Origin of the sequence: Caballeronia ptereochthonis (genome assembly GCF_001545075.1) — a bacterium.
GTDB classification, from domain to species: Bacteria; Pseudomonadota; Gammaproteobacteria; order Burkholderiales; family Burkholderiaceae; genus Caballeronia; species Caballeronia ptereochthonis.
This window is the reverse complement of sequence record NZ_FCOB02000018.1, coordinates 63,999-87,293: the sequence shown is the minus strand read 5'-3', so window position 1 is coordinate 87,293 and position 23,295 is coordinate 63,999. Positions and strand designations below refer to the sequence as shown.

Sequence of the window (23,295 nt, the reverse complement as noted above, 5' to 3'; positions counted from 1 at the left end):
CCCATCCATGGACCGGACGATACGACTTCCTACGAATGTTCGAACATTCGTAGTAACCCTTGGAAGGCGAGATGTTGGACCGGCATCGCAGCGCCGATGACGCTCCTCGGATCGACGGGATTTTTCGCCCGATGGCAATGCGCGGGGCGCGCAAGCGTTTGGCGCGGGGACGGGCCTGAGCGTCTTTTTTCTATGCCTCGTCGATCCGCCCCAACCGCTCGGCAAGAAAATCGATCAGCTTTCGCACGGAGGGCATCAGTCCGCGCCGCGAAGGAAAAACGGCGTGAATGATGCCGCTCTTCGGACGCCACTCGGGCATGAGCCTGACGAGGGTGCCCTTCATGAGTTCATCGGTCACCATCATGACCGGCAACTGTGCGACGCCCGCACCGGCGACAGCGGCCTGCCGCAGCGCGATCATGTCGTCGGTGATGAACCGTGGCACATGGCGAACGGCGGCCGACAGACCATCGGGGCCTTCAAGGTGCCACACGTGCTCGATCGACGGCGGCCCGAAATCGAGAGTCGGCAATTCGGCCAGATCCGCGGGCGCGGCCGGATCGCGGTGCTGTTGCAGGAGCGCCGGCGCCGCAACGAGGCACCAGTTGCGCTCTCCCAGCATGCGCATCACGAGATCGCTGTCCTTCAACGGCGGCGGCCGGACCCGGATCGCGACGTCGATCCCCTCGGCAATCACGTCGACCACGCGATTGGTCGCTTCCAGATGGACGGTCACGCGGGGTGTTTCAGCCATGAACTCGGCCAGCACGGCGCCAATGCGCGCGTGAAGCAGCGCCACGGGGCACGTCAGACGCACCACGCCCTGCGGTTCCGAGCGGTTGAAGTCAATGGATTGCTGAGCAGCCTCGGCTTCGATCAGCATGGCCTTGCAATGGCCGTAGTAGATCTGGCCGATTTCGGTGATCCCGAACCGGCGCGTCGATCGTTGCAGGAGCCGCACGCCGAGGCGCTCTTCCAGGAGCCCGATGCGCCGGCTGATCGTCGACTTGGGCATGCCGAGCGCCCGCCCGGCCGGGGTGAAACCCTGATGGTCGACCACCTGGGCGAAGAGATAGAGGTCGTTGAGATCCTGCATCGCCTATGTCCGATCGTTCCATTGGTGAGACACAGTGGATAACCAGCGCCCTCTACTGAAAGAGAGACGACTGCCCTACTTTATGAAGATGCAAACGCGATCTTGTGTCGCATTCAAGGACATCATCATGAAGAAGATTCTCGGCACCTATACGAACAACCGCTCTCATTGGGTCGGTGACGGTTTCCCCGTTCGTACCTTGTTTTCTCATTCCGCTGTCGGCAGCGGTCTCAGCCCGTTCCTGATGCTCGATTATGCCGGGCCGGAGCGTTTCGCTCCGACTTCGGCGCGCAGAGGCGTGGGGCAGCATCTGCACCGTGGGTTCGAGACGGTGACGATCGTCTACCAGGGCGAGCTGGAGCATCGCGACTCGTCCGGCGGCGGAGGCCTCATCGGTCCTGGGGACGTGCAGTGGATGACCGCCGGTTCGGGCATCCTTCACGAGGAATTTCATTCGCCTGCTTTCGCGAAGAATGGGGGCACGCTGGAGATGGTGCAGTTGTGGGTCAATCTGCCCGCTCGCGAGAAGATGGTCCCGCCGCGCTACCAAACGCTGCACGACGGCGCAATTCCGTCAGTCGAATTGCCCGGCGGCGCAGGGCGCGTGAGGGTGATCGCCGGCAGCTATGGCGGACAGAAAGGCCCCGCGCTGACCTACACACCGCTCGACGTCTGGGACGTGCGCCTCGTGGGTGCGCGCTCCGCTGATTTCAGGCTGCCGGCCGGAAGGTCGCTGGCGCTCGTGGTGTTGAGCGGCCAAGTGCTGGTCAACGGAGAGGAGTCGGTCAACGCCAGTCAGGTGGTCGTATTCGGACGCGAGGAAACTGACGTGCGCATCGAGGCAGTCAACGACGCCACTGTCCTGCTGCTGAGCGGCGAGCCAATCGACGAGCCGGTCGTCGCCTATGGACCGTTCGTGATGAATTCGGCCGAGGAAATCAGTCAGGCCGTGCGCGACTTCAACAGCGGACGCTTCGGGGAGGCGCGGCCGGCAGCGAAACAGACATCCGACGCGCCCAGTCCCAGGTGACGACGGACTTACGGCACGACGTAGCCTCCAGAAGACTACGAAGGTCCGCGCTCTCATGGCCTTCCTCATTGAAGAGCGCGGCCCTCTCGACGCCGAAAAGAAGCAGGTCTGAAGCGATCCCGTCAAATCCGGACGCATGCGGCGGCCGCCTTCGAGCCGAATGCGGCTGTCGTGATCGAACGCACTTCGCCGCATTCGCTATTCAAGCATCAGGCCTCGGTGTTCTCGAAGAAATACGCCGGCACGTCCGGCCCCCAGAGATACAGCGAGTCCTCGGGCGGATGATTGCCGCTCGGCCACTCGACGCCCGCTCCGACGTAGTCGATATCGGCGGAATATTCCCAGTAGGAACCCCAGGGATCGCGCACATACTGGAAGTAGTTCGACCCGAGCACGTGCCGCCCCACGCCCCACCCTTCGACATAGCCCGCGCGTTGCATCTGCATCTTGCCGACTCCGACCTCATCGATGGTCGCGACATCCCACGCGCTGTGATGCCAGCCCTTCGCCGCCCCCTGCGCGAATGCGACCAGATGGTGATCGCTGCCGTGGCGCGCGTGCAGAAACGCGACGATACCCTCGGACCCGTCGGAAAGCGCGAGGCCGAGCGAGCGCTCGTAGAAGGCGACCGCCTGGCGCACGTCCGGCGTGAACATCAGCACGTGCGACAGCCGCGTGGGCCGCGTCGGCGGCGCATCGGCGCGAGCGGACGCGCCACGCGAACGCAAAGGCGCCGGCTCCCGGCGCGCGACCGGCTTGCAGCCGGGCGACGTCTTTACGCCGGGCTTCAGCTGCAGCAGGTTGCCGTCCGGATCGTGGAACCAGAAACCGTCGTCCGGCGCGAGCCGCGCAGGCTCGGCGGCCGTTCCACCGGCGTTCAGGACCTGCTCGCACAGCGGAGCGAAGTCGTCGGCGAAACAGTGCAGCGCCAGATACGCGAGCTGTTTTCGGCCGCCCTCGCGGACCCTCGCCCACACGTGGTCGCTTCCAGGCGTGCGCAGCAGCAACTGTCCCGGCCGCGGCTCCAGCCGGAAGCCGAAGGCGTCGAGAAAGCGCGTCGCCTCGTCGAGATTCGGCACATCGAGCGCGAAATGGTCGATCGAGTGGATGCCGAAACGCGCGCGGCTGATCGTTGTCGATGTCATGACTCGACTCCCGTCTCGGCATGCGCGTCCATGCCGCTCGATGCGCGCGGCGCCGTGCCGAGGATCCGCGTGAGCACGCGTCGCAATTCCATCGCGGGGTCCGTCGCGCGCCTGACCGAGCGCCAGGCGACGAAGCGGTCCGGCCGCACCAGCAGGCAGCCGTCATCCTCGATCTCGCTGTGCGCGGCCCACTGGCCGTATGCATCGAAGGTCTCGGTCGCATGCGCGATCGACACCGCATCGATCCGGATGCCGAACTCGTCGGCGACCTGTCGCGCCGCATCGAGCCATGCCTGCCCACCCCTTCCGGTGAGCACCGTGAACACGCCTTTGCCGACCAGATCGAGCGTCGAAACCCGCTCGCCCTCGCGCTCGATCCACGCATGCGGAAGATACGCTCCGGGCGTCGTGGTGGGCTGGTAGTACAGCTCGGGGTCACGCGAGGGGGCGGGGAAGTTCGCGCCATCGCGTACGATCGCCGCCGAGTCGTACCGCTGCCCCAGCTCGACGCCGTGACAGTTGAACTGATAGTTCTGCAGCTCGACGGCCTGCGCGAGCGCCTTGCGGCGCGCCTTGCCGGTTTCGCAGTCCGAGAACAACTCGTTGAGCGAGGCCCAGCCGTCCGCGGCGCTTTGTCCTTGCGAGAAGCCGAGGGCATTCGCGATCGGGAGCATCTCACCGACCGATTTGATCGCCCGGTTCACGACGCCCTGGGCAACCGGCTGACGCTCGTCCGAATAGGTTTGCAGGAGCGCGGGGGAAGCCTGCCCCTTGACGATCATCGCGAGCTTCCATGCCAGGTTGAATGCATCCTGCACGGACGTATTCGAGCCGAGCCCGTTGGCCGGCGGATGCCGGTGCGCGGCATCGCCGGCGATCGCGACGCGTCCCTTGACCATGGTGCGCGCGACCATCCGGTTGATGGTCCACTTCGAAACCGCCTTTACGCGAACGGGAATGTCCGTCTCGCCGATGGTGGCGCGGGCGCGCGCGATCACGGCTTCCTCGCTGAGGTCGGGCTCGCCCTCTTTCGGGTCGTACATGAAGAGCAGGACCCATTCGTTCCACGGGCGCACGCAGATCCAGGTGCCGCTGCCCACCCAGTAGTCGCTGCCCGGCTGGGCCATCCAGTACAGCACGCCCGGACGATGCGCCGTGTACTTCGCCAGATCGACTTCCAGCCAGCAATTGACCGCGCAGCCGAGCCCCATCTCTCCGTCCATCTCGAAGCCGAGATCCCTGACGACGACGCTCTGCGCGCCGTCCGCGCCCACCGCGTAGTCGGAGATCACCTCGATCTCTTCGCCCGTCACGCGATCGACGAGCCGCGAATAGACGGCCTCTTCGGTCTGCCGGATGGACACCAGCTCGGTGTCGAAGAGCACCTTTGCGCCATATTCGCGCGCCGCCGACAGGATGACCGGCTCGAGCAGGTGCTGCGGAGCATTGCACATGTGTGACGGACTCGCCGCCTCGTAGTCGGACTTGCGGCTGATGCCGGTGCCCCACGTCTGCAGCCGGGCGATCTCCGTGCCGGCGAAGCTCGTCGCCCAGACGTTGTTCGACATCAGCTCCTGGGGCATGGCCAGAGCGCGCACGCGATCCTCGATGCCCAGATCGCGAAATACCTCGACGGTGCGCTGATTCGTGATGTGCGCGCGAGGCGAATGGGCGGTGCCGGGATAGCGCGTGATCGCCAGCACCTCGACGCCGTATTTCGCCAGCAATGCGGCGGCCGTGAGTCCGGCGGGCCCCGCACCCACCACGAAAACCGGGACGCGAATCTTTCTCATGTCTCCTCCTTCAGGGGAATGCAACGATCGTTCAGCGCTCGATCGCAGCGTCTTCGTCGACGACGACGTTGCGCAATACGCCAAGTCCTTCGATCTCGACTTCGCATGCGTCGCCGGGACGCATGATCAGCCTGGGCTCGCGCGCCCAGCCGATGCCGGCGGGCGTGCCGCTCACGATGACGTCGCCGGCTTCGAGCGTGATCGCCTCGCTGATGATCGAGATCAGGGAAGCGACGTCGTGCAGCATGTCGCTCGTATTCGCCGATTGCACGACCTCGCCGTTCAGGCGCGTTTCGAGCTTCAGGCCCGCGCCGCCCGCGGGCACTTCGTCGGCGGTGACGAACACCGGGCCGAAGGCGCCCGTGCCGTCGAAGTTCTTGCCGACCGTCCATTGCGGCGACTTGAACTGGTACTCGCGCACGGAACCGTCATTGAAGATCGAATAACCCGCGACGCAGGAGAGCGCACGCCGCTTCGGAATATGTCGGCCTCCGCTGCCGAGGATGACCGCCAGCTCTCCCTCGAAATCGAGCGAATCGGAAATACGCGGCCGGATCATCGGAGCCTCGTGGCCGATCAGGCTGGAGTTGAAGCGCGGGAAGATCGTCGGATAGTCCGGCTGCTCATACGGGCTTTCCTTCGTGTGATCCGCGTAGTTGAGCCCGATGCAAAGCAGCTTGCCAGGACGTGCGAGCGGCGGCAGGTACGTCACCGAGCCGAGGGGGAATTCCTCGCCGTCCACGTGATGCGACGCGCCCCAGGATGCGAGGTCGACGCCACGCGCGAGCAGGTCATCGAGGGTTGTTTCGCCGAGCGAGCGGATCGTATTGCCCTGCACGACTCCGAGCAGCCGGCGACGGTTGTCGGGAGAAAAGTGGATGTACCGCATTGGATCTCCATGTGTTATCAGCGTGAAGGGAGGTCGAGGCCTCGCTCGACCGTTGGCGAGTGGTCTAGTGAACGAGGGAGATCGCGCGATCGCGTGCCGCGTCGCGTGTGGACCCGGCGTCCGATCCGGCGATGGGCTCGCCGCTCAGCGCGAGCATGGTGGCATGTGTCTCGGCCTTGATCCGCACATCGGCGCCTTCGCGATCGAACAGCGTCAATTGAGCTTCGTTCACGGGCCGCGGATCATCGTTGACCGTGATCCGGCCGCGCAGCACGACGAGAACCAGCGGCCGGCCCGCAGCGACACGCAACGTCGTGGTGCTTGCCGGATTCAGCCTGACGTCCCAGACGTCCATCGGCGTAAAGGTGTGGGCAGGTCCGCGTACCCCCGCGTAGTTGCCCGCGATGATCCTCACGTGCCCGGCGTAGTCGGGAAGCGGGACCGTGGGTATGTCCCTTGCCGCGAAGGTCCGAGGATGGAAGATGGCCTGCCGGTGGGTTGCGGGGACATTGACCCAAAGCTGGACCCACTCCTGCATGCCGTGTAGTTGAGACCGCTCACATGCGTCGTGCGCGCCGGCCGTCATCCAGTGCACGTCGCCGGCGGCCAGCCGGCCGCCGCAGCCGCTCGGGCCGGTTCGTTCCAGTTCGCCCTGATACACGAGCGTGATCTTCTGGACGCCGTCCCGAAAGCGCCGCCCGTCTTCCGGGTACTTTTCCGCTGACACGAGGTACGCGGGCCCCGCGTGGTTCAGCATCAGGAACGGGTCGACGTAGTCGCCCATCGACTGATGGGAGAACAAGGTGCGCACCGGCAAGCCGGGCGCATCGCAGTGCGCGACCGAATTGCCATATGTGCCAAGAATCTTCTTCATCGTGAACCTCCGGCTCGTTCGACGAAGGAAGAATAGAAACTGGCCGGCGGCGGCGGTAGATTGCGCGGCCGTACACAGTGTCCTATCGAAGGAACAATCGATGCGCGGGGCTCAGCCGGTCATCGCACGGCGAGCGATCACTCATCCTTGCGTATATGCGTGGCGAGATGGTCGATGAGCAGCCGCACGGCCGGCAACAAGCCTCTGCGCGAAGGAAACACGGCATGTACCAGCCCGCCCTTGGGCGTCCAGCCCGGCACGACGTCGACCAGGCCGCCCTTTTCGAGCTCATCCTCGACGACCATGCAGGGCATCTGCACGACGCCCACGCCTCTCAGGGCGGCCTGCCGAAGCACCGTCATATCGTCGGTGATGTAGCGCGGCGTGTGGCTCACCCGGGCTTCCGTTCCCTCCGGTCCGAGCAGATCCCATGCATGATCGCGCTGCGGTCCCCAGTCGAGGCTCGGCATGCCGACGAGATCCGCGGGATGCGCGACCTTTCTGTGCCGCTCGACGAGCGCCGGAGCGGCAACGAGACGCTGCGGGCTTCCGGACAGCACGCGCATGACGAGCCCGCTGTCTTCGAGCGGCGGAAAACGGACGCGCAGCGCGAGATCGAGGCCTTCGCCCAGGACATCGACCCGGCGATTCGTTGCATCGAGAAGGATCTGCACCTTGGGGTATTGCATCATGAAGTCGGCCACCAGATTCCCGATGCGGTATTCGAGCAGCGTCGTGGGGCAACTCATGCGCACCACGCCCTGAGGCTCCGAAAGCCTGCGCTCCATGACCTCGCGGGCGGCATCCGCTTCCACGAGCACGGCGATGCAGCGCTCGTAGAACTCCCGTCCGGTCTCCGTCACCGAAAAATGCCGCGTGGACCGGTTCAGCAGTCGCACGCCGTACCTGGCTTCAAGTTCGGCGATGCGACGGCTCAGCTTGGACTTCGGCACGTTGAGCGCGCGGCCGGCTTGAGTGAATCCGTGGTTGTCGACCACTTTCACGAAGTAGAAGATGTCGTTCAAGTCGTCCATTACTGTTCCTTCTCCAGAACAATAAAGGCATCTTAAGGTATCGAGATGCGACAGGCCCCTGCGCGGAAGCCCCCGCGGTTGTTCCGCTCATAGAACACAGACGGCTTTTTTCGAGACTGGAAGCCGGCTCGATGTGCGCATAGGATCATCGCTGCCTGCAGACCGGATGCGCGACGCATCCGATCATGGAGATCCCCTCTCACTTCCCGCACTGATTCTGGAGACAAGCATGGCAAGCGAACCCGTTCGCGATCCCGCGAACGATCATCTTCTGACGCCGCAGAATGCGGCCTTCATCGTCATCGATTACCAGCCGGTCCAGGTGAACTCCATTGCGTCGATGGATCGCCAGCAACTGGTCAACAACATCGTGGGAACCTCGAAGGCCGCGGTCACATACAAGCTGCCGATCATCCATTCGACGGTCAACGTGAAGACCGGCCTGAACAAGCCGCCCATTCCGCAACTGCGCGCGGTGCTGGGCGACTATCCGACCTACGATCGCACGAGCATCAACTCGTGGGAAGACGTCGAATTCCGCAAGGCCGTCGAGGCAACCGGCCGCAAGAAGCTGATCATGACCGCGCTCTGGACGGAAGCCTGCCTGACTTTCCCGGCGCTCGATGCCTTGAAAGCCGGCTATGAGGTCTACGTCGTGGTCGATGCGGTCGGCGGAACGTCCGTCGCGGCGCACGAGGCCGCGTTGCGCCGTATCGAGCAGGCAGGCGGCAAGATGATCAGCGTCGCCCAGCTGTTCTGTGAGCTGCAACGCGACTGGGCACGCAGCGAGACCGTCCCGGCCTTCGTGAACCTTTTCGTCGAGACCGGCGGCACGGCCGGCATCCAGTTCTCGTACGACAGGAGCTGATATGCGCCGCGCGCGCAGGAAAGTGCTGGCTGACATCGCGAAGCTCACGCGCGAAGTGAAATTCGACGATTGACAGTCAATGGGCGGGCGCTTGCCTTGGACAAGCGTCCGCCCATGCTGAACCCGGCGTTACCGGGATGCTCCTTCAGACTTTACGCGGCGCGGCATGACGGACATGAAAGTCGGAATGGCGGAATCTGCTAATCCCCCAAGGGTGCCGTCTCTCGCTCAAACAACCGAGCACAAACCGGTGCGTAGTACGCGACGGCTTTCCGCAATATGTCGTTCACTTCTCTGAGCGCCGTATTTTCCTGCTCGAGTTGACTGATTCGCCGAAGCTGCGATCGCAATCTTTCTTCGACATCGTCATCTGCGGCTCGCGTTGTCATTTTCCTTCGCTGATATCAACCAGATTGGGCCGTTTTGCCTGAGCACTACCTGTGCGAAAGCGCCTTCGCCGACTGCAGGAGGTCGTCGAGCATTGCCTGCCGCCTTTCCGGATCCGTATCGCGACCGGTCATGAAGCACAACGCCGCGATCGGCAATCCGCCGCGATCACGGACAGGCGCCGCCATGCACAGGCGGAACGCGTTCGACAATCCTTCGGTGCAGCAATAGCCCTGATCCTTCGCGAGCTGGACATCGCGCATGAATTCATCGAAGTCGACAAGCACGCCGTTGTCGAGCATGAAGTCCTCGCGCGGAATCAATGCGCGGATTTCTTCCGGGCTCATGTGACCGAGCAGCAGGCGTCCGGTGGCGGTCCACGGAATCGGCACCCGCACGCCAATGTCCGAGCTGATGTTGAATGGGCGCGCGCTGTTCTCCGACAGCACCACGGTGTACTTGTTGCCCTCTAGCATGCACAACTGCGTGGTTTCGTCATACTTCCTCACCAGCGCGAGAATCGACTGATGCGCGCGGCTGATCAGATCGTTACGCGTGGCATAGTCGGAACCGTAGTAGTGCATCTCCCGTCCGAAGAACACGCTTCCATCGGCAGCGGTCTCGAGCCAGCCGACTTCGGCAAGAATTGCGACCAGTTCGTAGATGCTCGAACGCGGCGCACCGGTCGCTTCGATCAACTCCCGCATCGTCATCGGGCGCTGAGCCAGATGCAATTGCCGAAATATGGCAATGACCCGGTCCACTCCCCTGGCTCGCGACGATTCTGTAACAGCCATGCATTTACTCCGTGAGAGCGTTCATTTCATGTGACGCGATTGTATGGCCCGGACGCGCAAACGCGCCATCCGCGTCCGGTGCGTCAATGGTCGAGCACTCGATGCAGGAACTGTCGTGTGCGCTCGTTCGAGGGATTGACGAAGATCTGCTCCGGATCGCCCTGCTCGGCGATCACGCCCTTGTCCATGAAGACGACGCGATCAGCGGTCTTGCGCGCAAAGCCCATCTCATGCGTGACGACGACCATCGTCATGCCGTCGCGCGCGAGCCCGCGCATCACTTCGGTGACTTCGCCGACGAGTTCGGGGTCGAGCGCGGAGGTCGCTTCATCGAAGAACATGATGCCCGGCTCGACGGCGAGCGCCCGCGCGATCGCGACGCGCTGCTGTTGTCCGCCGGACAACTGGCTCGGGTAATGTTCCGCCCGTTCCGCGAGCCCGACGCGGTCGAGCGCTTCCATCGCGCGTTTGCGCGCATCGGCCGGACTCATCCGGCGCGCCTTGATCAGCGCGAGCGTGACATTGCCGAGCGCCGTCTTGTGCGGAAACAGATTGAACTGCTGGAAGACCATGCCGACGTGGCCTCGAATCTCGCGCGCGCGTTTCGGGTCATGCAGCGGCACTTCGTTGACCCATACTTCGCCGGAATCCGTCGTTTCCAGGCCTGCCATGATGCGCAGCACGGTGCTCTTGCCCGAACCCGACGCGCCGATGAGCACGAGCACCTCGCCCGAGCGCACGTCGAGATTGATCTCGTTGAGAACGCGCGTCGCGCCGAATGCTTTACTGACGCCCGAAAGCGAAATGACGGGCTTGGTCTGGCTTTGATTGCTCACGACAATCTCCTGCGGTCATGGTGGCGCACCCATTGCGAAAGCGGGAAGCACACGACAAAGTAGATAACTGCGACGAGTCCGTAGATCTCGACGGGCTTGCCGACGCGATCGACGATCGCCTGCCCGCCGTGCATCAGTTCGGACATGCCGATCATGCTGACGATCGACGTGTCCTTGATCAGCGAAAGATATTGACCGACGAGCGGCGGCAGCACGATCCTTCCCGTCTGAGGCAGCACCACGGACCCGAAGGCCTGCGTACGCGACAGACCGAGAATCTGCGAGACTTCCCACTGCCCCTTCGGCACCGACTCGATGCCGGAGCGGAACACCTCGGCGATATAGGCGCCCTGATACACGCTCAGGCCGATCACGCCGGCGGCGAATACATCGATCGCATATCCGAAGTAAGAGACGCCGAAGTAGATGAACATCAGCGTGATCAGGACGGGCGTGCCGCGAAAGAGCTCGGTATAGAGTTTCGCGATCCGGTCCGTGCCCCACGGTCCGAACGTTCGCAACACGGCAGCAAGCAGGCCGATCAGCGTGCTGCCGATGATGGACGCGATCGACAGCAGCAGCGTCGTGACCAGACCTTGCAGCAGGATCGACAGACTGGTTTTCAGCAATTCAAGTGACATGATCCGGCTCCGGTTCGGGAATCAGGCGCGATTGGCGCGGCGGAACGTGAAACCGCCGAATCGCGTGCGCGGCCGGACGATCAGGGGTGGATGGAACATCCGGGCGCCGAGCTGGCTTGCGAGCCATGACAGCACATTGCTCAGCACCAGATACACGACGAGAACGACTGTGAAGGTCTGGATGTAGAGCAGCGTCCGCGCGTTGATGACCGTCGCGGTGCCGGTCAGCTCGGGCAATGCGATCGCGGATAGCAACGACGTGCCGAGCAGCAGCTGGATCAGGTAATTGACGATCGCCGGATATACCGCACGGGCGGCCTGCGGCAATACGATCTCGGTGAAGATCTGTCCGCGCTCGAGGCCGAGAATGCCCGCGGCTTCGAGTTGCCCGCGCGGCACCGACTGAATGCCTGCGCGAAACACTTCCGACAGATAGGCGCCGACGTTGAGACCCAGCGCAATCACGCCGGCCCAGTAGGCGTCCAGCGAGATTCCCGCCGACGGCAAGCCAAAGAACACGATGAAGATCTGCAGGAGAACCGGCGTATTGCGGATGATTTCAACGTAAGCCCGGGCGATGAATCTGACCACGGCGAACGGGGACGTACTGGCCAGCGCCGTCAGCAGACCGAGGAGCACCGCCAGTACGAACGCAAGGAGCGTCACCTGCAGAGTCAGCCAGCCGGCTTTCAGGAACTCGGGGACGTAGCCCCACAACGTCAGCCACTCGTAACTCATTTCAGCCTCCCCCTCATTCCGGTCTCATGCGGTATCGACATCACGCGCTCCTCAGAACTGCGGGTTGAGCGGATAACGCGGGTCGGCGCCAAACCACTTCTTGTAGAGCTGTGCGTTGAGCTTCGACGCGTTGATGTTGAAGAGGAACAGATTCAGGTAATTGAGCCACGCCTGATCGCCGGCCTTCACCCCGAAGGCGTTGTATTCGAGCGGCACCAGAGCTTCGTTCGTGACGCTCAGTTCGGGATCGAGCTTCGCCTGATACGCAAGGAAGTTGTTGTCCTCGATCATCGCGTCCGCCTGACCTTGCTTGACGGCGAGAATCGCGGCCTGCGAACTGTCGTATTCCTGGATCTTGATGGGAATGTTCAGCGAGCGGACTTCATCGCCGTTGGTCGAGCCCTTCACGGTCGCGATCGTGCGATTACCCATGTCCTTGACGGACTGAATCCCGCTGCTCTTCTTGACCAGTAGCGCTTCACTCGCAACGACGTACGGCGTCGTGAATTCGACCACCTTCGCACGCTCCAGATTGCGCGTGAAGTTGCAGAACACGACGTCAACCTTACTCGTCTGCAAGTTCGGAATCCGGTTCGCGCTCGTCGTGTTTACCACCTCGAGCTTGACGCCCATTTGCTTGGCGAGCTCCTTGGCCAGATCGACGTCATAGCCATCGGGCTGACCATCCTTGTCGTAGAAGCCGAACGGCGCAAAGGTCAGACAGTCGCCGACACGCAAGGTCCCTCGCTGCAGCACGGCCTGAAGCGTCGAAGAGGCCGCCGTTGCCGTGCCGCCCTCGGTTGGCGTGGAGACCTTTGTACAGGCGGAAAGCGCCAGCAATCCCACCACAACGAACAGAGAGGCGGCTCTGGTGCCTTTGTTTGCAAGCTTCATGGCTGGTCCTGGTTTAGGGAGGGCGTGGACACGGAACCGGCTCCAAAACCATTTGGCGCCCGAAACGCAATGCCCTCGATGTTTGTCCGATATACCGGATTGGCATCTGACTAATCGGAATGAGGCAAAGTGTTGGGCACTTACGGGGAGGGCGCAAGCAGTCTGAACCCTAATTGCGCATGGCTTTTTGGACGGGTAACGGCTATTGCGGCATCGCACTGAATTGGGAAGCCGTCGACAGACGAATGGTGGCAGCGACACCCTTCAAGACACGCCGTTCCGATTCGACCGCGCACATGCGCCCGATCGCGGCGCGGTCCGCTTTGCCTTGGTCGGTTAGCGGCACACGGCTGTCCCGTTCGCGCAAACGCGCCGTCACGTCGCGAAGTCGGTGCGGATGGGCTCCGCGGATGCGAACGCGGGCAGGAACATCACCGCCGCGCCAAGCAGGTTCGTCGCGTAACGAATGGCGAGCGCATCGGGGCAGTTCGGCGCGAACAGCGCGACGAGCGAGCCGCGCCCGATGCCGAGCGTCGCAAGCGCGCCCGCATGACGATGGATCGACGCGCGAAACGCGCGACTGGTCACGTCCTCGCCGAGATGGTGCAGCACCGTGCGATCAGCACACGTTTCCAGCTGATCGAGCAGGACATCGACATAGGACCGAAAGGCCGGTTTCCCATACGTTTCCATGACTGCATCCCTCGTCCATTGGCGATGAATGCAGTGTGCTTGCGCAGAGTGAAGTGAAAATGAGCGGCTTTTGTTTCAGCGGATCGACGAAGGATGACGCGCGAGGGCCGTGACCTTCATCGTCATGTACGGGAACAGCGGCAGACCGGACAGAATCGTGTGCAGTTCGTCGTGCGAATCCACATCGAACACGCTGTAATTGGCGTACTCGCCCACGACGCGATGCAGTTGCTGCCATTTGCCTTGACGCTGCAAATCCTGCGAATAGGCCTTTTCACGGGCCTTGATCTCTTCAGCCTGCGCAGCGGGCATGTCATGCGGCAGGTGTACATCCATTCTTACGAGATAGAGCATGGCTTCCCTTCAGTGAGTGCTGGCCGAGACGCCGGTCAGCGTCTCGCGACCATGGTTGACGTGCCTCAAAGACTCTTGTCGCGGCGATAGAACGCGAGCTTCTCCTCGTCAATGCTCAGCCCGAGTCCCGGACCGTCAGGCAGGTGCAGATCGAAGTCCCGGTATTGCGGTCGAGCCGTTACGATGTCGTCTTTCAGCAGAAGCGGTCCGAACAGCTCGGTACCCCAGGCAAGCTGAGGCAACGCGCTGAATCCGTGCGCGGCGGCGATCGAACCAATACTTCCCTCGAGCATCGTGCCGCCGTAGAGCGCCACACCTGCTGCGTCGGCGACCGCAGCGGTCCGCATCATGCCGTAGATTCCTCCCGACTTCGCGATCTTCAGCGCGAAGACATCGGCACAAGCGCCGCGTACCAGTTCAAGCGCATCCTCCGGACCGGTGACTGCTTCATCGGCCATGATCGGAACCACGAACCGTGCCGAAAGTCGCGCGAGGGCGCCGCGCTGTTCTCTCGGCGTAGGCTGTTCGATGAGATCGATGCCGCCTGCCTCGAGCGCAGCGATACCCATTGCCGCCTCCGCTTCGCTCCACGCCTGATTCACGTCGACCGTGACCTTCGCGCGGTCGCCCAGCGCGGACTTGATTGCCGACACATGCGCCACGTCTTCCCGCACGGTGCGGCGGCCGATCTTCAGCTTGAAGGTATTGTGGCGACGCTCGGCAAGAAGCATTTCCGCCTCTTCGATGTCGCGCCTGGTATCGCCGCTTGCGAGCGTCCACAGAACCGGAAGCGTGCTGCGCGCCGCGCCGCCCAGAAGCGTCGACACCGAAACGCCCAGGCGCTTGCCTTGAGCATCGAGCAACGCCGTTTCGATCGCGCTCTTGGCGAACCGGTTTCCTCGGGCCACCTTGTTAAGCTTCGACATCGCGGCGTTGATGTTCGTCGCATCCTGCCCGATGAGCGCCGGCGCCAGATAGGCGTCGATCGTCAGCTTGATGCCCTCGGGGCTTTCCTCACCGTACGAGAGCCCGCCGATCGTCGTAGCTTCGCCGATGCCCTCGATGTCGTCGCTCGAACGGAGACGAACGATCACCAGGGTTTGCTGCTGCATGGTCGCCATCGCTAGCTGATGCGCGCGGATGGTCGGCAGATCGACCAGGATCGCCTCGACGGATGTGATTTTGGCGTTCATACCGGAATGATGGAGTGGATAGGTTGCCGAAGTATTGCGCGCACAACCGGCTCGTGTCCAAGACCATCGACGTCTAGTGTCATACCTGCGAGGTATGAGGCACTCAACGTCCCCGATCCACGCGGGGCGTGTACGGTATTTTCTCTTCCTCGTAAAGGCGGTAGATGAGCTCGAGCATCTCGCGAATGTCTCGCGACTCGTCCAGCATTCGCGTGCTCATGATGATGGGAGACACAAGGGTCGGATCGTCGAGTTCCTTGTAGTTCACGTCGTCCCGCTTCAGTCCATATACGCTGCTCGGCACGATCGACATCCCTTCGCCCGCCGCCACGAGCCCCAGGGCGATCTGCAGCTCTCTCACCTCGTAGATCCGCCGGGGCTTCAGACCGCGGTCCTGGAAGGCTGCAAGCACCTGATCCGCGTAACTCGGACGAGGCGTTTTCGGGTAGATGATGAGCGTCTCGTTGACAAGATCGCGCAACGCCAGGACCGGCTTGGACAGCGAAAGCGGATGACCCAGCGGGAACGCGACGATCATCTTCTCTTCTCGCAAGACCACGCGTCGGATGTTCGCGTCTTCAAGCCGGATGCGCCCGAAGCCGACGTCGATTCGTCCGTCCTTCAGCGCCCTGATCTGATCCGTCGTCGACATCTCGTGAAGACTGAGCTCGACGGTCGGATTCTCGTCCCGGAAGCGACGAATGATCTTCGGCAAAAGCCCGTACAGGGTCGACCCCACGAACCCGACGGAGAGACTGCGCTCGATGTTGCCCACGCGTCGCGTCATCGATTCAAGCTCCGCCGTTTGCGCCAGCAACTGCACCGCGTGCGAATAAAAAAACTTGCCGGTCTCGGTCAGCTTGAGCGGACGCGAATTGCGTTCGAACAGTTGAACCGCAAGGGTTTCCTCGAGTTGCTGGATCTGACGGCTTAGCGGCGGCTGGGCAATGTGCAGCCGCTGAGCCGCGCGCGTGAAGTTCCTTTCCTCCGCCACGGCCACGAAATACCGAAGGTGCCGCAATTCCATCTCAATACCTCGTAGATATAGCCCGATACTAAATCAGTGTTGGACGACCCCTTCGAGGGTCAATTATTCTGCCTTCACGCTCTGTTTCAACGCCCGATTATACCTTTCAGGCATTGCCTGAAAGCGCTGAAACGAGGGTTTACCCCACCGAAAGATACAGACATTCAGGAGCAGACAATGACCCACGGTCAGTTTGATGTCTTGGCAGACACTCCTCAGCGTTTCTTTTCCTGAACATCAAGAGGAGACAAAGATCATGAGCGTCAAAGTTTTTGATACGAAGGAAGTACAGGATCTGCTGAAGGCCGCGACCAACCTCGGGAGCCAGAAAGGCAATGCTCGCGCCAAGCAGATCACGCATCGCCTGCTGAGCGATTTGTTCAAGGCCATCGACGACCTCGACATGACGCCCGATGAAATCTGGGCCGGAGTCAACTACTTCAACAAGCTTGGCCGGGACGGCGAAGCCGCGCTGCTTGCCGCCGGCCTTGGCCTGGAGAAGTATCTCGACATTCGCATGGACGCCGAGGACCGCGAGGCGGACATTCACGGCGGCACGCCGCGCACCATCGAAGGCCCGCTCTACGTCGCCGGCGCACCCGTGCGCGATGGCGTGTCGAAGATCGACCTCAACCCCGACGCGGATGCGGGCCCGCTGGTGATCCGCGGCACCGTTACCGGCCCGGACGGCAAACCCGTCGAGAACGCCGTGGTCGAGTGCTGGCATGCGAATTCGAAGGGCTTCTATTCGCACTTCGACCCGACCGGCGCGCAGAGCGAATTCAACTTGCGCGGTGCCGTCAAGACGGGCGCCGACGGCACGTACGAATTCCGTACGCTCATGCCGGTCGGCTATGGCTGCCCGCCTCAAGGCGCGACTCAGCAACTGCTGGACGCGCTCGCGCGCCATGGCAACCGTCCAGCGCACGTCCACTTCTTCGTTACCAGCGACAAGCATCGCAAGCTGACCACGCAGATCAACATCGAAGGCGATCCGCTGATCTGGGACGACTTCGCCTACGCAACCCGCGAGGACCTGATTCCTCACGTGGTCGAAAAGACCGGCGGCACCGCGCTGGGCCTGAAGGCCGACGCGTACAAGGAGATCGAATTCAATATCGAGCTCACTTCGCCGGTTCAGGGCAAGGACAACCAGCTCGTCAATCGCCTGCGCGCGCTAGCCACCGCGTAACCGCGCAAAGCGGCGGCGGCGCATGACGCGCTCGCCGCTCGAATCTCCGCAAGAATCTTCGATACCGATGCCGGAGCTCCATAGCCTGGAGCACGCATAGGGGGAGCACACATGTCCGCCATTATCGACAAAGCCAGACAGCTCGACGAACTGCTGCACAGCGCCGTTCAGGACGACAAGGAAAGCGGTGTTTTCCGCTGCCGCCGCGACATCTTCACCAATGCCGATTTGTTCGACCTGGAGATGAAGCACATCTTCGAGAGCAACTGGGTGTACCTGGCGCACGAAAGCCAGATTCCCAACAACAACGACTACTACACCACCTGGATCGGCCGCCAGCCGGTGGTCATCACGCGCGACAAGACCGGCGAGCTGCACGCGGTCATCAACGCCTGCGCGCACAAGGGCGCCATGCTGTGCCGTCGCAAGCACGGCAATAAAGGCAGCTTCACCTGCCCGTTCCACGGCTGGACTTTCTCCAACACCGGCAAGCTGTTGAAGGTGAAGGATGAAAAGACCACCGAATATCCGGTGCAATTCAATACCCACGGCTCGCATGACCTGAGAAAGGTTCCGCGCTTCGAGAGCTATCGCGGCTTTCTTTTCGGCAGCCTCGACGCCGACTCGATGCCGCTTGAGGACTATCTCGGCGAGACCAAGGTCATCATCGACCAGATCGTCGGCCAGGCGCCGGACGGACTGGAAGTATTGCGCGGCAATTCCTCGTACATTTACGACGGCAACTGGAAGATGCAGATGGAAAACGGCTGCGACGGCTACCACGTCAGCACCGTGCACTGGAACTATGCCGCGACGATGGGCCGCCGCAAGGTCGACGGCACCAAGGCGGTGGATGCGAACAGCTGGAGCAAGTCGGTAGCCGGCGTCTACGGGTTCGACCATGGGCACATCCTGTTGTGGACCAAGACGATGAACCCGGAAGTGCGGCCCGTGCACCAGCACCGCGACGAAATCAAGGCACGCGTCGGTGATGTGCAGGCCGACTTCATCGTCAATCAGACCCGGAACCTGTGCCTGTATCCGAACGTGTTCCTGATGGACCAGTTCAGCACGCAGATTCGCGTGGTACGTCCGCTCAGCGTGGACAAGACCGAAGTCAGCATCTTCTGCTTTGCACCGAAGGGCGAGAGCGCAGCCGACCGCACCACCCGCATTCGCCAGTATGAGGATTTCTTCAACGTCTCGGGCATGGGCACCGCCGACGACCTCGAAGAGTTCCGCGCCTGCCAGTCGGGTTATGCGGGCATCACGGCGCTGTGGAACGACCTTTCGCGCGGCGCGCCGCTGTGGATCGAAGGCCCGGACGAGAATGCGAAGAACATGGGCCTCAAGCCGCTCATCTCGGGCGAGCGCAGCGAAGACGAGGGCCTGTTCGTGTGCCAGCACGAGTACTGGGTGCGAGTGATGCGCGACGCGCTGAAGAAGGAACAAGCGGAGGCACTGGCATGAGCTTCGACTACCAGAAAATCTGCGCCGCCTTGTATCAGGAAGCGCGCCTGCTCGACGACCGCCAGTGGGACGAGTGGCTTGCCTGTTACGCCGAGGACGTCACCTACTGGATGCCGGCATGGGACGACGACGACCAGCTCACCGATGACCACGAAAGCCAGATCTCGCTGATGTACTACCCGGACCGTGGCGGCCTGGAAGACCGTGTATTCCGCATCAAGACGGAGCGTAGCGGTGCTTCGATGCCCGAGCCGCGCACCAGCCACAACATCACGAACGTGGAAGTGCTGGCCGAACGCGGCGATGAAGTGGACGTACGGTACAACTTCAACACGCTCAATCATCGCTACAAGCTCACCGATCAGTTCTTCGGCACGATGTTCGTCACCCTGCGCAAGGTCGATGAAATCCTGTTGATTTCCCGCAAGAAGATTGTGCTGAAGAACGACTACATCCGTCAGGTACTCGACGTCTACCACGTCTGATGTCGAGCGTCGGGAAGAGATTGGACTGGAAGTAAAGGAGGCAACATGTCCAGCTATAACATTGCACTGAATTTCGAGGACGGCGTGACCCGCTTCGTCGAATGCAAGGCAGGCGAAAAGGTGCTCGATGCCGCCTTTCGCGCCAGGATCAACCTGCCCATGGATTGCTCCGACGGCGTGTGCGGCACGTGCAAGTGCCGCGCCGAAAGCGGCAGCTATGATTTGGGCGACGACTACATCGAAGACGCATTGAGCGACGACGAGAAGGACAGTGGTCTCGTCCTCACCTGCCAGATGGTGCCGCAAAGCGATTGCGTGATCGCCGTGCCCGCATCTTCCACGGCGTGCAAGACCGAGCAGAGCAAGTTCGCCGCCACCGTGACGAAAGTCGAGCAGCATAACGATGCCGCCGTCGTGCTCGAGCTCGACGTGGATGCCAAGGCGCCCGTGTTCCTGCCGGGCCAGTATGTCAACATCGATGTACCCGGCAGCGGTCAGCATCGGTCGTATTCGTTCTCGTCGGCGCCGGGAGAATCGAAGATCAGTTTTCTGATCAAGAAGATTCCTGGCGGGGTGATGAGCACCTGGCTCGAATCCGCACAGCCCGGCGACAAGGTCGAGCTGACCGGACCGCTCGGCAGTTTCTATCTGCGCGCCGTGGAACGGCCGGTTCTGTTCCTCGCGGGTGGTACGGGCCTCGCGCCCTTCCTGTCGATGCTGGAAGTGCTGACGCGCGCAGATTCGCAGCAGAAGGTGCATCTGATCTATGGCGTAACGCGGGATCTCGACCTCGTTCTGGTCGAGGCGATCGAGGCATACAGGGCGAAGTTGCCGAATTTCAGCTACGCCACGGTCGTCGCCGATGCGGAATCGAGCCATCCTCGCAAAGGCTGGGTCACGCAGCACATGCCGCCCGAGGCGATGAACGATGGCGACGTCGACGTCTATCTGTGCGGTCCCCCGCCGATGGTCGATGCGGTGCGCAAGCACTTCGACGACAACGGCGTGAAGCCCAACAGCTTCCACTACGAGAAGTTCACTCCCAACGTCGCACCGGTGAGCGCATGAATACGCAACGATTTGCCGGCAAGGTCATGGTCGTCACCGGCGCGGCACAGGGCATCGGCCGAGGCGTCGCGCTGCGCGCCGCTGCCGAAGGCGCGAGCGTGCTGTTCGTCGATCGGGCGGATTTCGTTTCCGAAGTCGCCGCGGAGGCGAAGGGCGCGGAAACGGCGGGTTTCGTGGCCGACCTCGAAACGTACGATGGCGCCAAATCGGCGATGGACTTCGCGGCGCGGAAATTCGGCGGTATCGACATTCTCGTCAACGGTGTCGGTGGCGCGATTCGCATGCGTCCTTTCGCCGAGTTCGAACCGGCGCAGATCGACGCGGAAATCCGCCGTTCGCTGATGCCCACGCTCTACGCCTGTCATGCGGTATTGCCGTACATGCTCGCACGCGGTCGCGGTACGATCGTCAATGTTTCGTCGAATGCCACGCGAGGCATCCGCCGCGTACCGTACTCGGCCGCCAAGGGTGGCGTCAACGCGATCACCCAGTCGCTGGCGATGGAATACGCGGAGCAGAACATCCGCGTGGTCGCTACCGCGCCGGGCGGAACCACCGCGCCCCCCCGACGGGTCCCGCGCAACGCATCCGGCGACAATGAACAGGAGCAGGCCTGGATGGGAGAAGCAGTACGGCAGGTCACCGAATCCACCTTCTTGAAACGTTACGGCAGCATCGACGAACAGGTCGCACCGATCCTCTTCCTCGCGTCCGATGAGGCAGGCTATATCACCGGAACCGTGTTGCCCGTTGCCGGCGGCGATACGGGCTGACCCATGAACCCCACGAGTTCGCGCAGGAGAAGCATTTCATGAATGATCGTCAAGCCGTCATTCCCGCAGGAATGGAAGCTGTCTACGAGAAGATTCGCTACGCACCGGCGGTCAGGGTCGGCAACACCATCTACGTGTCCGGCCAGATTGGCCGCAACGCGGCCATGCAGCTGGTTGAAGATCGCGAAGAGCAAATCGTGCAAGCCTTCGAAAATCTCAAACTGGTGCTGGGGGCCGCGGGTGCTTCGCTCAGCGACGTCGTCGATCTCACCACGTTCCACACGGATATGCGCGATCTGCCATTGTTCATGAAGGTGCGTGATCGCTATCTCGATACGGATCCGCTGCCGGCCTGGACAGCGGTGGGAGCGCACATGCTCGGCGGCACGCCGGGATACATCGTCGAAATCAAGGCCGTCGCTGTGCTGCCGGAATCCGAATAGTTCGTTGTCGATCGCCTTTCACCTGCGTTCCCTCTTCCTATACTTTGAAAGGACGAGGTCGGCACCCACCGAGCTGAACCCAATAATGACGGTGCCGCGTATCGCCATTCGTCAGATCGATTCTCGCTTCGTCAAGGGAGGTGGCGCATGCAATACGACGAACAGAAGGTGCAGGATTTCATGGCGCGCATGGTTGGCGAGTTTGGCGCAGTGGCATCCGCGCCACTCATCGCGCTAGGAGACCGGCTCGGCCTGTACAAGGCAATGGCGGAACAAGGCTGGATGACATCGGAGGAGATCACCGAGCACGTGGGCCTTGCCGAGCGTTACGTGCGCGAATGGCTGGCTGCGCAGGCAGCATCGGGCTTCATCGCGTACGATGCGCAAACGGGCCGTTACCAGCTCGAAAACGAAATGGCGATGTGCTTCGCCGATGAGACCAGCCCGACCTTCATCCCGGGCTTCTGCGACTGCGCCGAAGCGATGTTCCGAAGCTTGCCCAAGCTCGAGGCGGCGTTTCGGACGGGCCTCGGCGTCGGCTGGCACGAGCACCACCCTTCTCTCTTCAAAGGCACGGAGCGGTTCTTTCGCCCTGGCTATGCCGCGCATCTGGTCGACGAGTGGATTCCGGCGCTCGACGGTGTCGACGCGGTGCTCAGGGGATCCGGCGCCAAAGTCGCCGATGTAGGCTGTGGACACGGCGCTTCCACGATTCTTCTGGCAAAGGCGTATCCGAACGCGGAGTTCATTGGCTTCGACTACCACGAGCCGTCCATCCTGCGAGCGCGCGAGTCGGCGCGAGAGGCAGGTGTCGACGATCGCGTGTCGTTCGAAGTAGCCAGCGCTACGCAATTCCCCGGGACGGACTACGATCTCGTCGCTTTCTTCGACTGCCTCCACGACATGGGCGATCCCACGGGCGCTGCAGCGCATGTGCTGCATTCGCTGAAGCCGGACGGCTCGTGGATGATCGTCGAGCCCTTTGCGAACGACCGGCTGGAAGACAATCTCAATCCGGTGGGACGCGTGTTCTACTCGGCGTCCACGATGATCTGCACGGGCGCGTCGTTGTCGCAGGAAGGACGAAGGGCCCTGGGTGCGCAAGCAGGCGAAGCGAGGCTCAGGGAAGTCGTGACCGCCGGCGGTTTCACCCGCTTCAGGCGCGCCACGCAGACTCCGTTCAATCTCGTCTTTCAGGCGCAGGCGTGATTCACGAGAGAGCCGTCGCCATGAAGGACGTCGATCCGGGCGCGCATGCACGCCCGGTGTCGCTCGCGGCGTCAGGTCTACTGCGACATCGAACCGGACGCAGGATGGTCCATGCCCATCGCGTCGTGTTTCTTCATCTTGTCGCCTTTGCTCATGGTGTCGTGCGACATGGCGCCCTTCTTCATCGTATCGTGCGACATGTCGTCCTTCTTCATCGAATCGTGCGGCATCGCGTCATTTGACATCGTGCCGCTCGCCTGCGCGAACACAGCCGATGTACCCATCGTCAGTGCCGCCGCGAGTACTGCCGTCATCAGTCGTTTCATTGTTGCTCTCCTTGGTGGGTGGAAGGTGAGGTCCGGTGAC

At 62.3% G+C, this 23,295-nt stretch carries 25 protein-coding genes; 9 read left to right on the top strand and 16 right to left on the bottom strand.

What is annotated here, in order from left to right:
* Positions 1-190: 190 nt before the first annotated feature.
* Positions 191-1,096 carry a LysR family transcriptional regulator gene (locus AWB83_RS19775; protein WP_087047309.1) on the bottom strand — a complete coding sequence of 302 codons (906 nt, stop codon included), beginning with the start codon at positions 1,094-1,096 and terminating at the stop codon, positions 191-193.
* A 127-nt stretch (positions 1,097-1,223) separates the two neighbouring features.
* Here AWB83_RS19775 and AWB83_RS19770 point away from each other — a divergent pair, with 127 nt between their 5' ends.
* Positions 1,224-2,126, top strand: coding sequence for a pirin family protein (locus AWB83_RS19770; RefSeq protein WP_087047308.1), 903 nt, complete (start codon positions 1,224-1,226; stop codon positions 2,124-2,126).
* A gap of 209 nt (positions 2,127-2,335) precedes the next feature.
* Here the strand turns inward: AWB83_RS19770 and AWB83_RS19765 are convergent, their stop codons facing one another.
* The 5 genes from AWB83_RS19765 to AWB83_RS19745 all read right to left on the bottom strand — a co-directional run bounded on the left by AWB83_RS19765 (position 2,336) and on the right by AWB83_RS19745 (position 7,861).
* The gene (locus tag AWB83_RS19765; RefSeq protein ID WP_087047307.1) at positions 2,336-3,271 is read right to left on the bottom strand and encodes a VOC family protein; all 936 of its coding nucleotides are present in this window, start codon (positions 3,269-3,271) and stop codon (positions 2,336-2,338) included.
* Complete coding sequence (locus AWB83_RS19760) at positions 3,268-5,064, bottom strand: FAD-dependent monooxygenase (protein WP_087047306.1); 1,797 nt, start codon at positions 5,062-5,064, stop codon at positions 3,268-3,270. The genes AWB83_RS19765 and AWB83_RS19760 overlap by 4 nt, the downstream gene beginning before the upstream one ends.
* 31 nt (positions 5,065-5,095) lie before the next feature.
* Complete coding sequence (locus AWB83_RS19755; protein ID WP_087047305.1) at positions 5,096-5,953, bottom strand: fumarylacetoacetate hydrolase family protein; 858 nt, start codon at positions 5,951-5,953, stop codon at positions 5,096-5,098.
* A gap of 64 nt (positions 5,954-6,017) precedes the next feature.
* Positions 6,018-6,827: a pirin family protein gene (locus AWB83_RS19750; protein ID WP_087047304.1), complete on the bottom strand. Its 810-nt coding sequence runs from the start codon at positions 6,825-6,827 to the stop codon at positions 6,018-6,020.
* A 137-nt stretch (positions 6,828-6,964) separates the two neighbouring features.
* Positions 6,965-7,861, bottom strand: a complete 897-nt coding sequence (locus tag AWB83_RS19745) for a LysR substrate-binding domain-containing protein (protein ID WP_087047303.1) — start codon at positions 7,859-7,861, stop codon at positions 6,965-6,967.
* A 229-nt stretch (positions 7,862-8,090) separates the two neighbouring features.
* On the opposite strand from AWB83_RS19745, the gene AWB83_RS19740 reads away from it, so the two are divergent.
* Positions 8,091-8,729: a hydrolase gene (locus AWB83_RS19740; RefSeq protein ID WP_087047388.1), complete on the top strand. Its 639-nt coding sequence runs from the start codon at positions 8,091-8,093 to the stop codon at positions 8,727-8,729.
* Positions 8,730-9,163: 434 nt separating this feature from the next.
* On the opposite strand, the gene AWB83_RS19730 is transcribed toward AWB83_RS19740, so the two are convergent.
* The 9 genes from AWB83_RS19730 to AWB83_RS19690 all read right to left on the bottom strand — a co-directional run bounded on the left by AWB83_RS19730 (position 9,164) and on the right by AWB83_RS19690 (position 16,289).
* Positions 9,164-9,913 carry an IclR family transcriptional regulator gene (locus tag AWB83_RS19730; protein ID WP_087047301.1) on the bottom strand — a complete coding sequence of 250 codons (750 nt, stop codon included), beginning with the start codon at positions 9,911-9,913 and terminating at the stop codon, positions 9,164-9,166.
* An 83-nt stretch (positions 9,914-9,996) separates the two neighbouring features.
* A complete protein-coding gene (locus tag AWB83_RS19725; protein WP_087047300.1) occupies positions 9,997-10,749 on the bottom strand; it encodes an amino acid ABC transporter ATP-binding protein in 753 nt (250 codons plus the stop codon).
* Positions 10,746-11,390 (bottom strand): amino acid ABC transporter permease, encoded by a 645-nt coding sequence (locus AWB83_RS19720; protein WP_087047299.1) that lies wholly within the window; start codon positions 11,388-11,390, stop codon positions 10,746-10,748. The genes AWB83_RS19725 and AWB83_RS19720 overlap by 4 nt, the downstream gene beginning before the upstream one ends.
* Positions 11,391-11,411: 21 nt before the next feature.
* Entirely contained in the window at positions 11,412-12,128 is a 717-nt protein-coding gene (locus AWB83_RS19715) for an amino acid ABC transporter permease (RefSeq protein WP_087047298.1), read from the bottom strand.
* A 51-nt stretch (positions 12,129-12,179) separates the two neighbouring features.
* Positions 12,180-13,022: an ABC transporter substrate-binding protein gene (locus AWB83_RS19710; protein ID WP_087047297.1), complete on the bottom strand. Its 843-nt coding sequence runs from the start codon at positions 13,020-13,022 to the stop codon at positions 12,180-12,182.
* Positions 13,023-13,397: 375 nt separating this feature from the next.
* Positions 13,398-13,715 (bottom strand): AMP-binding protein, encoded by a 318-nt coding sequence (locus tag AWB83_RS19705; RefSeq protein ID WP_143750079.1) that lies wholly within the window; start codon positions 13,713-13,715, stop codon positions 13,398-13,400.
* Between the two features lie 75 nt (positions 13,716-13,790).
* Positions 13,791-14,069, bottom strand: coding sequence for a muconolactone Delta-isomerase (gene catC / locus AWB83_RS19700; protein ID WP_087047296.1), 279 nt, complete (start codon positions 14,067-14,069; stop codon positions 13,791-13,793).
* A 65-nt stretch (positions 14,070-14,134) separates the two neighbouring features.
* Positions 14,135-15,262: a muconate/chloromuconate family cycloisomerase gene (locus AWB83_RS19695; RefSeq protein WP_087047295.1), complete on the bottom strand. Its 1,128-nt coding sequence runs from the start codon at positions 15,260-15,262 to the stop codon at positions 14,135-14,137.
* A gap of 103 nt (positions 15,263-15,365) precedes the next feature.
* On the bottom strand, positions 15,366-16,289 hold the full coding sequence (locus AWB83_RS19690; protein ID WP_087047294.1) for a LysR family transcriptional regulator: 924 nt from the start codon (positions 16,287-16,289) through the stop codon (positions 15,366-15,368).
* Positions 16,290-16,545: 256 nt separating this feature from the next.
* Here AWB83_RS19690 and catA point away from each other — a divergent pair, with 256 nt between their 5' ends.
* From catA to AWB83_RS19655, 7 genes are all read left to right on the top strand, one after another.
* The gene (gene catA, locus AWB83_RS19685) at positions 16,546-17,481 is read left to right on the top strand and encodes a catechol 1,2-dioxygenase (protein WP_087047293.1); all 936 of its coding nucleotides are present in this window, start codon (positions 16,546-16,548) and stop codon (positions 17,479-17,481) included.
* Between the two features lie 111 nt (positions 17,482-17,592).
* A complete protein-coding gene (locus AWB83_RS19680) occupies positions 17,593-18,951 on the top strand; it encodes a Rieske 2Fe-2S domain-containing protein (RefSeq protein ID WP_087047292.1) in 1,359 nt (452 codons plus the stop codon).
* Positions 18,948-19,436 carry a benzoate 1,2-dioxygenase small subunit gene (gene benB, locus AWB83_RS19675; RefSeq protein WP_087047291.1) on the top strand — a complete coding sequence of 163 codons (489 nt, stop codon included), beginning with the start codon at positions 18,948-18,950 and terminating at the stop codon, positions 19,434-19,436. Before AWB83_RS19680 ends, benB begins: the two co-directional genes overlap by 4 nt.
* Positions 19,437-19,481: 45 nt before the next feature.
* Positions 19,482-20,504, top strand: coding sequence for a benzoate 1,2-dioxygenase electron transfer component BenC (benC, locus tag AWB83_RS19670; RefSeq protein WP_087047290.1), 1,023 nt, complete (start codon positions 19,482-19,484; stop codon positions 20,502-20,504).
* Complete coding sequence (benD, locus tag AWB83_RS19665) at positions 20,501-21,277, top strand: benzoate diol dehydrogenase BenD (RefSeq protein WP_087047289.1); 777 nt, start codon at positions 20,501-20,503, stop codon at positions 21,275-21,277. The genes benC and benD overlap by 4 nt, the downstream gene beginning before the upstream one ends.
* 38 nt (positions 21,278-21,315) lie before the next feature.
* Entirely contained in the window at positions 21,316-21,720 is a 405-nt protein-coding gene (locus tag AWB83_RS19660) for a RidA family protein (RefSeq protein WP_087047288.1), read from the top strand.
* Between the two features lie 147 nt (positions 21,721-21,867).
* Complete coding sequence (locus tag AWB83_RS19655; RefSeq protein ID WP_087047287.1) at positions 21,868-22,929, top strand: class I SAM-dependent methyltransferase; 1,062 nt, start codon at positions 21,868-21,870, stop codon at positions 22,927-22,929.
* Between the two features lie 77 nt (positions 22,930-23,006).
* Here AWB83_RS19655 and AWB83_RS19650 read toward each other — a convergent pair whose 3' ends face one another.
* Positions 23,007-23,255: a pentapeptide MXKDX repeat protein gene (locus AWB83_RS19650; RefSeq protein WP_087047286.1), complete on the bottom strand. Its 249-nt coding sequence runs from the start codon at positions 23,253-23,255 to the stop codon at positions 23,007-23,009.
* Positions 23,256-23,295 lie beyond the last annotated feature (40 nt).

Coding starts and splice junctions, on each gene's coding strand:
- AWB83_RS19655 (WP_087047287.1), top strand. CDS start 21,868: ATGCAATACGACGAACAGAAGGTGCAGGATTTCATGGCGCGCATGGTT.
- AWB83_RS19650 (WP_087047286.1), bottom strand. CDS start 23,255: ATGAAACGACTGATGACGGCAGTACTCGCGGCGGCACTGACGATGGGT.
- AWB83_RS19680 (WP_087047292.1), top strand. CDS start 17,593: ATGTCCGCCATTATCGACAAAGCCAGACAGCTCGACGAACTGCTGCAC.
- AWB83_RS19765 (WP_087047307.1), bottom strand. CDS start 3,271: ATGACATCGACAACGATCAGCCGCGCGCGTTTCGGCATCCACTCGATC.
- AWB83_RS19720 (WP_087047299.1), bottom strand. CDS start 11,390: ATGTCACTTGAATTGCTGAAAACCAGTCTGTCGATCCTGCTGCAAGGT.
- AWB83_RS19750 (WP_087047304.1), bottom strand. CDS start 6,827: ATGAAGAAGATTCTTGGCACATATGGCAATTCGGTCGCGCACTGCGAT.
- AWB83_RS19760 (WP_087047306.1), bottom strand. CDS start 5,064: ATGAGAAAGATTCGCGTCCCGGTTTTCGTGGTGGGTGCGGGGCCCGCC.
- catA (WP_087047293.1), top strand. CDS start 16,546: ATGAGCGTCAAAGTTTTTGATACGAAGGAAGTACAGGATCTGCTGAAG.
- AWB83_RS19710 (WP_087047297.1), bottom strand. CDS start 13,022: ATGAAGCTTGCAAACAAAGGCACCAGAGCCGCCTCTCTGTTCGTTGTG.
- benC (WP_087047290.1), top strand. CDS start 19,482: ATGTCCAGCTATAACATTGCACTGAATTTCGAGGACGGCGTGACCCGC.
- AWB83_RS19740 (WP_087047388.1), top strand. CDS start 8,091: ATGGCAAGCGAACCCGTTCGCGATCCCGCGAACGATCATCTTCTGACG.
- benD (WP_087047289.1), top strand. CDS start 20,501: ATGAATACGCAACGATTTGCCGGCAAGGTCATGGTCGTCACCGGCGCG.
- AWB83_RS19770 (WP_087047308.1), top strand. CDS start 1,224: ATGAAGAAGATTCTCGGCACCTATACGAACAACCGCTCTCATTGGGTC.
- AWB83_RS19690 (WP_087047294.1), bottom strand. CDS start 16,289: ATGGAATTGCGGCACCTTCGGTATTTCGTGGCCGTGGCGGAGGAAAGG.
- benB (WP_087047291.1), top strand. CDS start 18,948: ATGAGCTTCGACTACCAGAAAATCTGCGCCGCCTTGTATCAGGAAGCG.
- AWB83_RS19745 (WP_087047303.1), bottom strand. CDS start 7,861: ATGGACGACTTGAACGACATCTTCTACTTCGTGAAAGTGGTCGACAAC.
- AWB83_RS19730 (WP_087047301.1), bottom strand. CDS start 9,913: ATGGCTGTTACAGAATCGTCGCGAGCCAGGGGAGTGGACCGGGTCATT.
- catC (WP_087047296.1), bottom strand. CDS start 14,069: ATGCTCTATCTCGTAAGAATGGATGTACACCTGCCGCATGACATGCCC.
- AWB83_RS19660 (WP_087047288.1), top strand. CDS start 21,316: ATGAATGATCGTCAAGCCGTCATTCCCGCAGGAATGGAAGCTGTCTAC.
- AWB83_RS19775 (WP_087047309.1), bottom strand. CDS start 1,096: ATGCAGGATCTCAACGACCTCTATCTCTTCGCCCAGGTGGTCGACCAT.
- AWB83_RS19705 (WP_143750079.1), bottom strand. CDS start 13,715: ATGGAAACGTATGGGAAACCGGCCTTTCGGTCCTATGTCGATGTCCTG.
- AWB83_RS19755 (WP_087047305.1), bottom strand. CDS start 5,953: ATGCGGTACATCCACTTTTCTCCCGACAACCGTCGCCGGCTGCTCGGA.
- AWB83_RS19695 (WP_087047295.1), bottom strand. CDS start 15,262: ATGAACGCCAAAATCACATCCGTCGAGGCGATCCTGGTCGATCTGCCG.
- AWB83_RS19715 (WP_087047298.1), bottom strand. CDS start 12,128: ATGAGTTACGAGTGGCTGACGTTGTGGGGCTACGTCCCCGAGTTCCTG.